This window comes from Rhodococcus sp. IEGM 1341, assembly GCF_030056895.1.
Taxonomy (GTDB): domain Bacteria; phylum Actinomycetota; class Actinomycetes; order Mycobacteriales; family Mycobacteriaceae; genus Rhodococcoides.
On sequence record NZ_JASHKV010000001.1, the window covers coordinates 1,409,072 to 1,422,557 of the forward strand.

At 64.6% G+C, this 13,486-nt stretch carries 11 protein-coding genes and 1 tRNA gene; 8 read left to right on the top strand and 4 right to left on the bottom strand.

Going from position 1 to position 13,486, the window contains the following annotated elements; genetic code table 11:
• Nucleotides 1-64: 64 nt before the first annotated feature.
• The 4 genes from efeU to QM615_RS06305 all read left to right on the top strand — a co-directional run bounded on the left by efeU (nt 65) and on the right by QM615_RS06305 (nt 4,183).
• The gene (gene efeU, locus QM615_RS06290; RefSeq protein ID WP_149405185.1) at nt 65-946 is read left to right on the top strand and encodes an iron uptake transporter permease EfeU; all 882 of its coding nucleotides are present in this window, start codon (nt 65-67) and stop codon (nt 944-946) included.
• A 14-nt stretch (nt 947-960) separates the two neighbouring features.
• The gene (gene efeO, locus QM615_RS06295) at nt 961-2,100 is read left to right on the top strand and encodes an iron uptake system protein EfeO (RefSeq protein ID WP_149405184.1); all 1,140 of its coding nucleotides are present in this window, start codon (nt 961-963) and stop codon (nt 2,098-2,100) included.
• Complete coding sequence (gene efeB / locus QM615_RS06300) at nt 2,081-3,331, top strand: iron uptake transporter deferrochelatase/peroxidase subunit (RefSeq protein WP_149405183.1); 1,251 nt, start codon at nt 2,081-2,083, stop codon at nt 3,329-3,331. The genes efeO and efeB overlap by 20 nt, the downstream gene beginning before the upstream one ends.
• A gap of 210 nt (nt 3,332-3,541) precedes the next feature.
• Nucleotides 3,542-4,183, top strand: coding sequence for a dihydrofolate reductase family protein (locus QM615_RS06305; RefSeq protein WP_149405182.1), 642 nt, complete (start codon nt 3,542-3,544; stop codon nt 4,181-4,183).
• A gap of 104 nt (nt 4,184-4,287) precedes the next feature.
• On the opposite strand, the gene QM615_RS06310 is transcribed toward QM615_RS06305, so the two are convergent.
• Nucleotides 4,288-5,202 (bottom strand): nucleoside triphosphate pyrophosphohydrolase, encoded by a 915-nt coding sequence (locus tag QM615_RS06310; RefSeq protein WP_094670507.1) that lies wholly within the window; start codon nt 5,200-5,202, stop codon nt 4,288-4,290.
• A gap of 2 nt (nt 5,203-5,204) precedes the next feature.
• On the bottom strand, nt 5,205-8,783 hold the full coding sequence (gene mfd / locus QM615_RS06315) for a transcription-repair coupling factor (protein WP_256989505.1): 3,579 nt from the start codon (nt 8,781-8,783) through the stop codon (nt 5,205-5,207).
• 161 nt (nt 8,784-8,944) lie between these two features.
• Here mfd and QM615_RS06320 point away from each other — a divergent pair, with 161 nt between their 5' ends.
• On the top strand, nt 8,945-9,109 hold the full coding sequence (locus QM615_RS06320; protein WP_176460590.1) for a hypothetical protein: 165 nt from the start codon (nt 8,945-8,947) through the stop codon (nt 9,107-9,109).
• A 1-nt stretch (nt 9,110) separates the two neighbouring features.
• Here the strand turns inward: QM615_RS06320 and QM615_RS06325 are convergent, their stop codons facing one another.
• Both QM615_RS06325 and QM615_RS06330 read right to left on the bottom strand, forming a co-directional pair.
• Complete coding sequence (locus QM615_RS06325) at nt 9,111-9,755, bottom strand: ScbR family autoregulator-binding transcription factor (protein WP_149405181.1); 645 nt, start codon at nt 9,753-9,755, stop codon at nt 9,111-9,113.
• A gap of 189 nt (nt 9,756-9,944) precedes the next feature.
• The gene (locus QM615_RS06330) at nt 9,945-10,583 is read right to left on the bottom strand and encodes a TetR/AcrR family transcriptional regulator (RefSeq protein ID WP_068049842.1); all 639 of its coding nucleotides are present in this window, start codon (nt 10,581-10,583) and stop codon (nt 9,945-9,947) included.
• Nucleotides 10,584-10,870: 287 nt separating this feature from the next.
• On the opposite strand from QM615_RS06330, the gene QM615_RS06335 reads away from it, so the two are divergent.
• The 3 genes from QM615_RS06335 to QM615_RS06345 all read left to right on the top strand — a co-directional run bounded on the left by QM615_RS06335 (nt 10,871) and on the right by QM615_RS06345 (nt 13,446).
• Nucleotides 10,871-10,941, top strand: a tRNA-Gln gene (locus QM615_RS06335).
• 52 nt (nt 10,942-10,993) lie between these two features.
• Nucleotides 10,994-12,466, top strand: coding sequence for a bifunctional UDP-N-acetylglucosamine diphosphorylase/glucosamine-1-phosphate N-acetyltransferase GlmU (gene glmU, locus QM615_RS06340; protein WP_149405180.1), 1,473 nt, complete (start codon nt 10,994-10,996; stop codon nt 12,464-12,466).
• Complete coding sequence (locus QM615_RS06345; RefSeq protein WP_082898903.1) at nt 12,463-13,446, top strand: ribose-phosphate diphosphokinase; 984 nt, start codon at nt 12,463-12,465, stop codon at nt 13,444-13,446. Before glmU ends, QM615_RS06345 begins: the two co-directional genes overlap by 4 nt.
• Nucleotides 13,447-13,486: the final 40 nt, after the last annotated feature.

A 13,486-nucleotide genomic window follows, 5' to 3' on the forward strand; every position in this document is an offset into this window, starting at 1 on the left:
AGGGTCGCCTACCCTTTGCGAGGGAAGGCGTACCAATGTTCGACGCACCGCAGGAGCCTGATTCATGCCAGTTCTCGCCGCCGCAGGCTCAGCGCCGTCGATCGCCACCCAAATGTTCGGCAGTGGCTTGATCGGCCTGCGTGAAGGGCTCGAGACCGGCATCGTCGTGATGATCCTCGTCGCGTTCCTCGTCAAAGCCGATCGCCGCGACGCGCTCAAGTGGGTCTGGCTGGGAGTAGGCCTTGCCGTCGCCATGGTCGCCGCCATCTTCTTCGTGATCCATTACGGCACGTCCACCGTCACCGGGTTGACCGCCGAGATCATCGCCGGAGCGGCGTCACTCGTTGCTGTGGTGATCGTGACGGCGATGGTGCTCTGGATGCGCACCGCCGCGAAGAACATCTCCGGAGAACTGCGGGCGAACATGGAGAAAGCGCTGACCGTCGGGCCCGCCGCAGTGCTGACGCTGGCCTTCTTCGCGGTCGGCCGCGAAGGCGTCGAAACTGCGTTGCTCATGGTCGGCTACGCCGAGAACACCAACGGCAGCCTGTGGCCACTGCTGGGACTGCTGCTCGGAATCGTCGTCGCCGCTGTCCTGACGGTATTCCTCTACTTCGGTGCCGTGCGCGTCAACTTCGCGGTGTTCTTCAAGTACACCGGCATCTTCCTGATCGTCGTCGCCGCCGGGATCCTCGCCTACGGCATCCGCGCACTGCAGATCGGTGGAGTCCTCCCCGGCGGCAGCGCCGTCGCCTTCGACATCACCGCACACTTCGACGCCTCGAGCTGGTACGGAACCGTGCTCGCCGGCATCTTCAACTTCCGGCCCGAACCCACTGTGTTCCAAGCGATCGCGTGGGTGCTCTACATCGTGATCGTCCTCTACCTCTTCCTCCGCCCGGTCCGTGTTCCCGCGACACCCGAGCCTGCTCTGCAATCCTCCTGAAAGGCACCACCACCATGCGTCGTACCACCTACGCTCTGGCCGCCGTCGCGGTTCTGCCGATGGCTCTGGCCGGCTGCACCGAGAAGTCCTCCACCGAGGCCGCGTCGGGCGATATCGCCGTCACCGCGACCGACTCCTCCTGCGACGTCGGCGCTTCCGAGGGCACCACCGGGAACTCGACGTTCCAGATCACCAACAACGGCAGCAAGGTCACCGAGTTCTACGTCTACGGCGAAGGCGACCGCGTCATGGGCGAGGTGGAGAACATCGGACCCGGCCTGACGCGTCAGCTCATCGTCGCCCTGCCCGATCCCGGCACGTACCAAACCGCCTGCAAGGCAGGCATGGTGGGCGACGGTATCCGCGCCGACTACGTCGTCACCGGCGACTCGGTCCGCACCGCAGGCGAGGACGGACTCCTCACCGAGGCCGCAGCCGGGTACAAGCGGTACGTCGTCAGCCAGATCGATGCCTTGCAGGAGACCACCGCCTCGTTCGTCACCGCCGTCAAGAGCGGAGACGTCGACGCGGCCAAGGCTCAATTCCCCATCACGCGTAGCTATTACGAGCGCATCGAGCCCGTCGCCGAGAGCTTCCCCGACGACCTCGACCCCCGCATCGATCTGCGTGAGCCCGACGTGGAGCCAGGGGCCGAATGGACCGGCTTCCACCGCATCGAGAAGGACCTGTGGACGCAGGGTCTGCAGCCCGACACCAACGCGATGGCCGATCAATTGCAGGCAGACATCACCGAACTGGCAGACAAGATCAAGGCCGAAGACTTCACCATCGACCCGATCCAGGTGGCAGGCGGCGCACAGGGATTGCTCGACGAGGTCGCCAAGACCAAGATCAGCGGCGAAGAGGACTTCTTCTCGCACACCGACCTGTGGGACTTCCAGGCCAACGTCGACGGCTCGCAGGCCGCCATCGCCGCCGTCCGCCCCATCCTCGACGAGCGCAACGCCGAGCTGGGCACCGCGATCGACACACGCTTCGCCGAACTCGATGCCGAACTCGCCAAGTACCGCAACGGTGACGGCTTCGTCTTCTACGACACCGTGACCGAGCCGCAGCGCCAAGAACTGTCCAACAAGATCGACGCATTGTCCGCCGAAGTGAGCCAGGTGCAGGGTGTCGTTGCAGGACAATAAGACCGGCCAGTTCTCCCGGCGACGCCTCTTCGGTGCCGTCGGGACCGGTGCTGCCCTCGTCGGAGTCGGGGCAATGGCGGGACATGCGACGGCGTCGGGTGCCGAGGTGCCGACATCGGATGTGGTCGAATTCCGCGGAGAGCACCAGGCCGGAATCGTCACCCCGGCGCAGGATCGCATGCACTTCGTCGCCTTCGACATCACCACCGACTCTCGCGACGAATTCGTTGCGCTGCTGAAGAAGTGGACGCTGATGGCCGAGCGTCTCATTCGCGGAGAGGAGACGTTCGACGGCGGCGCGGTCGACGGCGGGCAGTACAACCCGCCCACCGATACGGGCGAAGCTCTCGGTCTGACGGCGTCGTCGCTGACGTTGACCATCGGGTTCGGTCCGAGCATGTTCGATCGCTTCGACCTGGCGTCGAAAAGACCTGCGTCCCTGGCCGATCTACAGCACTTCCCCGCCGACAACCTCGATCCGGCACGCTCGGGTGGAGACCTGTGCATCCAGGCCTGCGCCGACGACCCCCAGGTGGCCGTCCACGCCATCCGCAACCTCGCTCGCGTCGGCTTCGGCACCGTGTCGGTCAAGTGGTCGCAACTCGGGTTCGGTCGCACGTCGTCCACCTCGACCACCCAGGCGACGCCGCGAAACCTGTTCGGCTTCAAAGACGGAACGGCCAACCTCAAGGCCGAGGACCCGACACTGCTGAACGACAACGTGTGGGTTGCTGCCGACGACGATCAGGAATGGATGGCCGGCGGCTCCTACCTCGTGGCGCGTCGAATCCGCATGCTCATCGAATCCTGGGATCGCACCACCCTGAAAGAACAAGAGCGAGTGATCGGACGCAGCAAGGGCACCGGCGCGCCGCTGGGACAGAAGGACGAATTCGACGCCCTCGACTTCGATTCCCAGGGTCCCGAGGGCACCTTCATCGACAAGACCGCCCACGTGCGCTTGGCGTCGAAGGAAAACCTCGGTGGCGTCCAACTCCTGCGTCGGGGATACAACTTCACCGACGGATCCGACGGCTTCGGCCACCTCGACGCCGGACTGTTCTTCATCGCCTACTGCCGCGACCCACTGACCCAATTCGTCCCGATGCAACTGGCACTCTCGCGCAAGGACGCACTGAACGAATACATCCAACACGTTGGGTCTGCGGTATTCGCCTGCCCACCCGGCGTCGAAGAATCCGAGTACTGGGGTTCGACGCTGTTCGAGTAGGCGGGCCCCGCCACCCCCGTCCGCGTCAATGGACCCTTGCATACGTCTGACCTCTGCAAGGGTTCATTCACGCGAAAACCCGGTCCACGTGGATGGCACACTGCATACGTCTGGGCGCTGCAGTGGTCCATTGACGCGGTCGAGCGGTGAGTTTGTACAGTCGGCTCGGTCCATACGTCGTACGTTCTATCATCGACTTCGGGAGCACACATGGGACAGCTTGTTCGGGTACAGAACTTCACCGTGTCGAGCGACGGAATCGCTGCGGGGGTCGACCAGAGCTTCGAGAGCCCGTTCGGACTCGACCATCTGGCCCTGATGGGGTGGTACTTCGGCACCGCCAGCTTCCCTGGAAACGCCGGTTCGGGTGGTAGTCGCGGACTCGACGACTACTTCGCCCGCGACTTCGCGAACAACATCGGTGCCGAGATCATGGGCCGGCACAAGTTCGGACCCCAACGCGGACCGTGGACCGACCACGAATGGCAGGGCTGGTGGGGTGACGAGCCGCCGTTCCACACTCCAGTCTTTGTGCTCACCCACCACGAGCGACCCTCGATCACGCTCTCCGACACAACGTTTCACTTTGTCGACGGGGAGCCCTCCAAAGTACTGAAGCAAGCAAAGGAGGCGGCCGACGGTAGGGACGTGCGACTCGGCGGCGGCGTCACCAGTATTCGGGAATTCCTCGACGCCGATCTCGTCGACACCATGCACATCGTCGTCTCGCCCATCGAATTCGGCTCGGGCCTGAAGCTGTGGGATTCACCCGACGAGTTGAACGACAGATTCGAGCACGAGGTCGTACCCAGTAGCAGCGGCATCACTCATCACTTGTTCTGGCGCAAGTAGCCGGTCCGGATCAATGCGACTTTGTTGCACTCTGACCGACTGAACCCCACATTGATCCCAACCCGAGGGACGAGGGTACCGAGAGAGGGCGGGCGGCGGGGCAGTCAGCCTCGCAGACCCCAGTGTTCGATCCAGTCGAGTGCGGACATCTCCCCCGGCCCGATGCCTGCGTTGCGGGCCGAGGCTTCGGCATTACGGATCAACGCAGCGAAATCCAGTACCCGACGCCTCAGCAGGTCCTCGGCACTGTCTCCTCCGTGTGAGTGGTCGATCCCGATGTGCACGACGCGTAGGCCGTCGGGGATCAGCTCGTCGGGCAGGCCTGCCTTGGTGGCCCGTCCGATCACTTTCTGCGCCAGGGCGAGTGACGGCTGAGAAAGGGCGATTCCGTCGACGCAGGATCCGCGTGCCTTCTCCGACGCCTTCTTCTCTTCCCAGGCTCGCTCTTGTTCGGCGATGTCGATGGGGCCGTTGCCCGTTCGACCGAGATGCGGGCTGCGGTGGGTGAGCTTGGCGACCAGTCCTGCGGCGACGTCGTCGACATCGAACGCGTTCTCGGCGGCATCCTGAGCAATTCTGGAATGGAACAGCACCTGCAGCAACAGGTCTCCGAGTTCCTCGCGCAGATCCACCAAATTGCCCGCGGCGATGGCGTCGAGCAGCTCGTAGGTTTCTTCCAGCAGGTAGCCGCGCAACGACTCGTGGGTCTGCTGCGCTTCCCATCCGCCGAGGGTGCGGAGCCGATCCATCAGCCGGACCGCTGCGATGAGGTCGTCACCGGGCAGCTTCTCGGCGGCGATGACCCGTTCTCCGCGTGCAATCCGTTCCTGGACGTCGGGGTTGGCGGGATCGGTACTCACCAGCACCGCGTCGACGGCGTCGGGCGCAGCGGTTCCCGAGAAGAGCCACCGCACTCGCACCGGCACTTCTTCGGTGAATTGCACTGCACCGCCGAGGAATTCGACAGCATCAACCGGCACTTGCGTGGGCCGAACAGGGTCGAGCAGAACTACCGTCACCGCTACACCCCCACTGTTTGCTCCAACAACACCGACCGAGATGGCTTACCGTCCAAGGATAGGATGAGATCGGCGATGAACTGCACCAATTCGACGTCGCGTACGCGCGCCGCCCCCACTCCGCCGCCTTCGACGCGCGGCAGCGGCAACTGCACCACACCGGTCGTCGCCCGGTAGGCAGCGCTCGGGTAGAGCCGCTTGAGGCGGATCTGCTTGGAATCGGGTAGGTCCATCGGAGCCAGCTTCACCTGCGTTCCGGCAACATTGACGTCGGTCAGGCCGTATTCCTTGGCGATCAGCCGCAGCTTGGCGATGGAGACCAGTCGACCCACCTCCTCGGGCAGCGGACCGTACCGGTCGACGAGTTCTTCGATGACCGCGTCGATGCCCTCGGAATCGGCTGCCGCAGCGAGCTTTCGGTAACCCTCGAGGCGCAACCGATCGCTGGTGACGTAGTCGGGTGGAATGTTGGCGTCGACGGGCAGGTCGATGCGCACTTCCTTGGGAGCTTCGTCGGTGGTGATGGGCTTTCCGTCGGCGGCCGCGCGGTACGCCTCGACTGCTTCACCGACGAGCCGCACGTACAGGTCGAATCCGACGCCTGCGACGTGGCCGGACTGCTCGGCTCCCAGAACGTTTCCGGCACCGCGGATTTCGAGGTCCTTCATCGCCACGGCCATACCGGCTCCGAGGTCGGAGTTCTGCGAGATGGTCGCAAGTCGGTCGTATGCGGTTTCGGTGAGCGGCTTCTCGGGCGGGTACAGGAAGTACGCGTAACCACGCTCGCGGCTACGGCCCACTCGGCCACGCAGCTGGTGCAACTGCGACAGGCCGAGCGAATCGGACCGCTCCACGATCAGGGTGTTGGCGTTGGAGATGTCGAGGCCCGTCTCGATGATGGTGGTACACACCAGGACGTCGGTCTCGCGCTGCCAGAACCCTTGCACGGTGCGCTCGAGTGTTTCCTCGTTCATCTGACCGTGCGCCGTCGCCACCCTGGCCTCCGGCACCAGATCGCGAATCTTCTTGGCGGCCTTGTCGATCGAGCTGACTCGGTTGTGCACGAAGAACACCTGGCCGTCACGCAGCAGCTCACGCCTGATGGCCGCGGCGACCTGCTTGTCGTTGTACGCACCCACGTAGGTGAGCACCGGGTGCCGCTCCTCGGGCGGAGTGAGAATGGTCGACATCTCGCGGATGCCGGCCAGGCTCATCTCGAGCGTTCGCGGGATCGGAGTCGCAGACATCGTCAGGACGTCGACGTGGGTTCGAAGCGACTTGATGTGCTCCTTGTGCTCGACGCCGAAGCGCTGCTCCTCGTCGACGATGACCAATCCGAGGTCCTTCCAAGCGACACCGGTCTGCAACAACCGGTGCGTACCGACGACGATGTCGACCGTACCGTCGGCCAGCCCGGCCATGACCTCTTTGGATTCGGAACCGTGAGTGAAGCGCGAGAGCCCCTTGACGGTCACCGGGAACGACGCCATACGGGCAGTGAAAGTCTGCAGATGCTGTTGCGCCAGAAGCGTTGTCGGCACCAGCACGGCGACCTGCTTCCCGTCCTGCACCGCCTTGAATGCGGCGCGAACCGCGATCTCGGTCTTGCCGTAGCCGACGTCACCGAGAATGACGCGGTCCATCGGAACCGCCTTCTCCATGTCGGCCTTGACGTCGGTGATGGCCGTCATCTGGTCGACCGTCTCGGTGAATCCGAACGCATCTTCCATCTCGAGCTGCCACGGGGTGTCGGGTCCGAAGGCGTGCCCGGGAGCGGCCTGACGAGCCGCGTACAGCTGCACCAGCTCGCCGGCGATCTCGCGAACTGCCTTGCGCGCCTTGCGTTTGGTGTTGGCCCAGTCGGATCCACCGAGCTTGCTCAGAGACGGGAGCTCGCCGCCGACGTAACGCGAGAGCTGATCGAGCGAGTCCATCGGGACGAAGAGTCGGTCTCCGGGATGGCCGCGCTTGCTGGGTGCGTACTCGACGACCAGGTATTCGCGTCGGGCACCACCGATGGTGCGTTCGACCATCTCGACGAATCGGCCGATGCCGTGCTGATCGTGCACGACACTGTCGCCGGCGACGAGGGCGAGCGGATCGACCTGATTACGACGCTTCGCCGGGAGCTTGCGTCCCTCGCCCGCTGCGGCCACGCGGTTGCCGGTCAGGTCGCTCTCGGTGACGACCACGAGTTTCGCGTCGGGAAACACCAGACCGTCGTGCAACGATCCGCACAGGACGTTCACGACGTCGGCGACCGGGACCGCACCGGAATCGAGGTGCGCTGCAGGCACTTCGGCCTCGGCGAGGCGTTCGATGATGCGGGTGGCAGTACCTGCGCCCGCAACGGAGATGACCGCACGACCACCCGTGGCGATATGCGCTCGCAGGGTGGCGAACAGGGCCGTCAGCGCTTCCTCGGACCCACGGACCTCAGGGACCGAGTCGACGGCGAGTTCGACTTCTTCGCCGTTGCCGGACGCCAGCGGGCTGATGGTCCACCACGGCCGGCCGTGCACCTGCGCGGACTCGCGAACCTGTCGAAGCGAACGGTAGGCCGAGGCGCCGAGATCCAGTGATGCCCCTTCGAGGCTGGAGGTGTCGAGGGTGGAGGTATCGAGCGGCGCGGCTCCACCGATCGATGCTGCCGTCCAGGATGCTTCGAGGAACTCCTGGCCCGTGCGCACCAGATCGGTTGCGCGCGTGCGGATTCGCTCGGGGTCGCAGAGCAGTACGTGTGTTCCCGCGGGGAGGGTATCGGCCAGCAACTGCAATTCACCCGGCTGCAGCAGCGGCAGCAACGCCTCCATGCCCTCGACCGGGACGCCGGCGGACAGCTTGTCGAGCATCTCGACCAACGCGGTGTCGCCGGCATTGTCGGCTGCGAGAACCGCGGCACGGTCGCGAACTTCCTGGGTGAGGAGCAGTTCGCGGCACGGCGGAGCGATGACGAGATCGACCTCGTGATCGGGCAACGAACGCTGATCGGAGACCGCGAACGCTCGGAGCTCGGTGATCTCGTCGCCCCAGAATTCCACGCGCACCGGGTGATCTGCCGTCGGCGAGAAGAGGTCGAGGATGCCGCCGCGGACGGCGAACTCGCCGCGCTTGCCGACCATGTCCACGCGTAGGTAGCCGAACTCGACGAGTCGGTGGATCAAGCCGTCGAAGTCGATGTCCAGCCCGACCTTCAGGGTGATGGGTTCGATCTCGCCGAGACCGGGTGCCATGGGCTGCACCAGCGAACGGACGGTGGTGACGATGACGCGCAGAGGATCGCCGTAATCGGTGTCGCCGGGGCGGGCCAGCCGGCGGAGTACGTCCAGTCGCTTGCCGACCGTGTCGGCGCTCGGTGAGAGTCGCTCGTGCGGAAGCGTCTCCCACGACGGGAACATGACAACTCCGCCGCCGAGGATCTGACGCAGTTCGTCGGTGAGATCGTCCGCTTCACGCCCGGTGGCGGTGACGATCAACAACTGCGTGTGCTGAGCGATCGCGGCGGCGACGAACGGGCGAACCGAGTGCGGTCCGATGAGCGTGTGCTCGGCGGTTCCGATCGCATCGGCGACGGCCACCATGGACGAATCCGTCAGCGCGACGCTGGCCAGACCCGAGAGTTGCAGCGCCGCGTCGGGAACGATCGGGGCCGGCCCGGATGGAGAAATGGCAGGCAGAGAATCGGAAGACAACAGCAATGCTCCTAGAAGCGATTCGAGGCGACGGCTGCATACGCACAGTCGTGACCGAGTCTATGGGAGCACACCGACAGCTCGGCAGGCGGGAGACGCCGGGCTCGTCGACGGCAAGGCCCTACCTCTATCCCGACGCCTCACATGCGATCAACGGTGAATACCCGGATCGACTGTGCGACGACGTAGCGGCTTTCGTTGCGAAGAACTCGTGAGTTACGGGCCGAAGCGGATGACTCGACGCGCCGCGAATTCGCGGAAGTAGTCCAACTTGTTGGCGGGAACCAGAGCCGGCAGGAGGTAGTACCAGAGACGCTCCATGCGCGACGGCAGTTCCTCGGTGGTGGAGGTGGCAACCGCAACCATGTGCACGCCGGCCAGGATCTCGAGTACGAGCGAACCGATGGTGCGCGAGTCCGAGTTGGGGTCGATGTCGCCCTGCGCGATGGCCTTGGCGGCGAGCTTGTCGAACGACTCGCTCCACCCGGCCATGACGTTGCCTTCGGTGCCGCGGTAATCGCCGATCTGATGGCTCAGCCGGAGCATGGCCGAGACCATGGGGTCGCTGACCGAAAGGTCGACGACGATGTAGGAGATGCCGATTGCCGCCTCGAGTGCGGGGATGCGACCGTCGTTGAACTGCATGCACGCAGTGGTCAGCCGAGCGTTGCCCTCGTCGATGACCGCACGTGCGAGCTCTTCCTTGGAACCGAAGTGGAAGTACAGAGCGCCTTTGGTGACCTGGGACTGAGAGATGATTTCGCTGAGACTCGCGTTCGCGTACCCCAGGCGCAGAAATACGTTCGCTGCGCCCGCGAGCACGGTGTCGCGGGTTATTTCAGCGCGGGCCTGCCTGACCATGGGATCCGCCTTCGCAATTCTGAACTGCCACTGCGCAAATTACGCCCGAACGGTACCACTGACTTGCTTTACGTCTCGTGCCAACATGCATCGGTCCGATCGAGCCTTACGCCGTCTGTGACACAGCTCTCATGGCCGACAAAGGGGACGATACCCCCTCTTTAACCGCGAAGAGACGAAACCGAGTTCTCATTCCTCGGTCAATCGAGGGTCGGCCTCCAGATTCGTCAGCCCGTTCCAGCACAGGTTGACCACATGCGCCGCAACCACTTCTTTCGACGGTGTTCGCACGTCGAGCCACCACTGTGCCGTCATCGACACCATTCCGACCAGCGCCTGGGCGTACATCGGCGCGAACTCGGGATCGAGTCCGCGGCGTGAGAAATCCCCGGCCAGCATGTGCCCGACGCGACCGATGGCCTCGTTGAGCAACGACGAGTACTTGCCGTCCTCGGCAGCCGCAGGGGAATCGCGCACGAGAATGCGGAAACCGTCGGTGCGGTCCTCGATGTAGGTGAGTAGTGCAAGTGCGACACGTTCGACGCGAATCCGCGAGCGATTGAGGTCGAGTGATTTGGTGATCATGCCGAGAAGCGTCGACATCTCCCGATCGACGATGACGGCGTAGAGACCTTCCTTACCGCCGAAGTGCTCGTAGACGACCGGCTTGGACACGTTCGCGCGCCCGGCGATCTCCTCGACCGACGCGGCCTCGTACCCGCGTTCGGCGAACAGCGTGCGCCCCACCTCGATCAACTGCTCGCGCCGTTGCGTTCCTGTCATTCGGACTCGAGGTGTGCGTTCCTGCTCCGAGGCTGCGCCTGTCATCGAAAACCGCTCCCGTTACCGACCCTGCATTTTCGACGCCGGACTCGACGCCTCCCCCACACTAACGATGTCCGATCCATCCGTTTGGCCCTGCGGGAGTGGAGCCTGCAGGAACGACCCGGAGGGCGGGAGTGGAGCCTGCAGGAACGACCCGGAGGGCGGAATCTTCATCGCGGTTCGACTCACCACCACCTCGCGTGCGAGGATCGTTGCGCTCAGTGGGAGCGCAGCGGCAAACGAATGAGTCGTTCGATTCGTCGGCCACTGGCGAAACCGCTGGCCGTTTATCCGCCGTGGTGTAATGGCAGCACCTCTGATTTTGGTTCAGATAGTTCAGGTTCGAGTCCTGGCGGCGGAGCGAGCAACATCATTCGTGCATACCGTCTTCGCGTTACCGCCTGAGGAGCTCAATGCCTGTGCAGACCGCCGTGGTCGTTCTCGCTGCGGGTGCAGGTACCCGAATGCGGTCGAAGACTCCAAAGGTTCTGCATCCCCTCGCCGGCCGCACCATGCTCGCGCATGCCCTCCACGCGGCCGCCGACCTGGGTCCCGACAACCTGGTGACCGTCGTCGGACATGATCGCGAACGAGTGACCGAGGCCGTCCAGGACCTCGCGGCCACCTTCGGGCGCACGATTCACACCGCAGTCCAGGATCGCCAGCTCGGCACCGGACATGCCGTGCAGTGCGGCCTGGCCGCATTGCCCGACGATTTCGAGGGCACGATCCTCGTCACCGCCGCCGACGTGCCCCTGCTCGACGGCCACACTCTCAAAGCTTTGCTCGACGAGCACCTGAGCGCCCCCAGGCCCGCTGCCGCCACGGTGCTGACCTTCGTCCCGGACGATGCGAACGGCTACGGCCGTATCGTCCGCACCGACGACGGGGAGGTGGCCGAGATCGTCGAGCACGCCGACGCCACCCCGGCCCAGGTGCTGATCGGTGAGGTCAACTCCGGCGTCTACGCGTTCGACGCCGTGGCGCTGCGTACCGCCCTGGGCAAACTCAGCACCGCGAACGCCCAGCACGAGCTGTATCTGACCGACGTCGTCAAGATCAGCAAGGCCGACGGCAAAGCCGTCTACGGCACCCAGCTCGCCGATCCCGATCTGGTGGTGGGCGTCAACGACCGCGTCCAGCTGGCGCACGTCACCTCCGTGTTGAACCGTCACATCGTCGAACGACACATGCGGGCCGGCGTCACCGTCGTCGATCCATCGACCACCTGGATCGACATCGACGTCACCCTCGGCGCGGACGTCCGCATCGAACCCGGCGTCCAGCTCCACGGCAAGACCCACATCGCCGACGACGCGGTCGTCGGACCGGACTCGACCCTGCGTGACGTCGAGATCGGCGAGCGCGCGTCGGTCGTGCGCACCCACGCCGAGCAGGCCGTGATCGGACCGGATGCCACCGTCGGACCGTTCACCTACCTGCGTCCCGGCACGGTCCTGGGCGAGAGCGGCAAACTCGGTGCCTACGTCGAGACCAAGAACGCGACGATCGGCCGCAACACGAAGGTCCCGCACCTGACCTACGTCGGCGATGCCACGATCGGCGACCACAGCAACATCGGTTGCTCCAACGTCTTCGCCAACTACGACGGCGTCAACAAGAGCCGCACGGAAATCGGATCCCATGTGCGGACCGGTTCCGACTCGACGTTCGTCGCTCCCGTTCATGTGGGCGACGGCGCTTACACCGGTGCAGGAACAGTGGTTCGGGACGATGTTCCTCCCGGCGCGCTGGCCGTCTCCGGTGGCAAGCAACGCAATATCGAAGGCTGGGTCATCGACAACAGGCCCGGAACCGAAGCTGCGAAAGCAGCGGCGCTCGCAGATCGTGATCGGCAAGAACAAAAGGACGGCGAAGAGCAGTGACCACCCCTAATTGGATCGACAACCAGAAGAACCTGATGTTGTTTTCTGGTCGAGCACATCCGGAGTTGGCCGAGCAGGTCGCCAAGGAACTCGGGATCGACGTCACCCCGCAGACCGCGCGTGACTTCGCCAACGGCGAGATCTTCGTTCGCTTCGAGGAGTCGGTCCGCGGATCGGACGCCTTCGTGCTGCAGTCGCATCCGTTCCCGCTCAACACGTGGCTGATGGAACAGCTCATCATGATCGACGCGCTCAAGCGCGGATCGGCCAAGCGCATCACCGCGATCCTGCCGTTCTACCCGTACGCGCGTCAGGACAAGAAGCACCGGGGACGCGAGCCCATCTCCGCTCGTCTGGTCGCTGACCTGCTCAAGACCGCCGGTGCCGACCGCATCATCACCGTCGACCTGCACACCGATCAGATCCAGGGCTTCTTCGACGGACCCGTCGATCACATGCACGCACACAGCCAGCTCGCCGATCACATCCGGGCGACCTACAGCCTCGAGCACATCACCGTGGTCTCCCCCGACTCCGGCCGCGTACGCGTCGCCGAGAAGTGGGCCGACTCGTTCGACGGTGCGCCGCTGGCGTTCATCCACAAGACGCGTGACCCGTTGGTGCCCAACCAGGTCAAGTCCAACCGCGTCGTCGGCGACGTCGAAGGCCGCACCTGCATCCTCATCGACGACATGATCGACACCGGCGGCACCATCGCCGGTGCCGTGAAGGTGCTCAAAGAAGCCGGAGCCGGTGACGTCGTCATCGCCGCCACCCACGGAGTTCTGTCCCACCCGGCCGCCGAGCGGCTCGCGAACTGCGGTGCCAAGGAAGTCGTCGTCACCAACACCCTGCCGATCAGTGACGAGAAGCGCTTCGAAACGCTGACCGAGCTCTCGATCGCGCCGCTGCTGGCTCGCACCATCCGCGAGGTCTTCGAAAACGGCTCCGTCACAAGCTTGTTCAACGGCAGCGCATAGCCTTTTCGGGTCACTCCGCAGGCTCCACTCCCGACCTTCA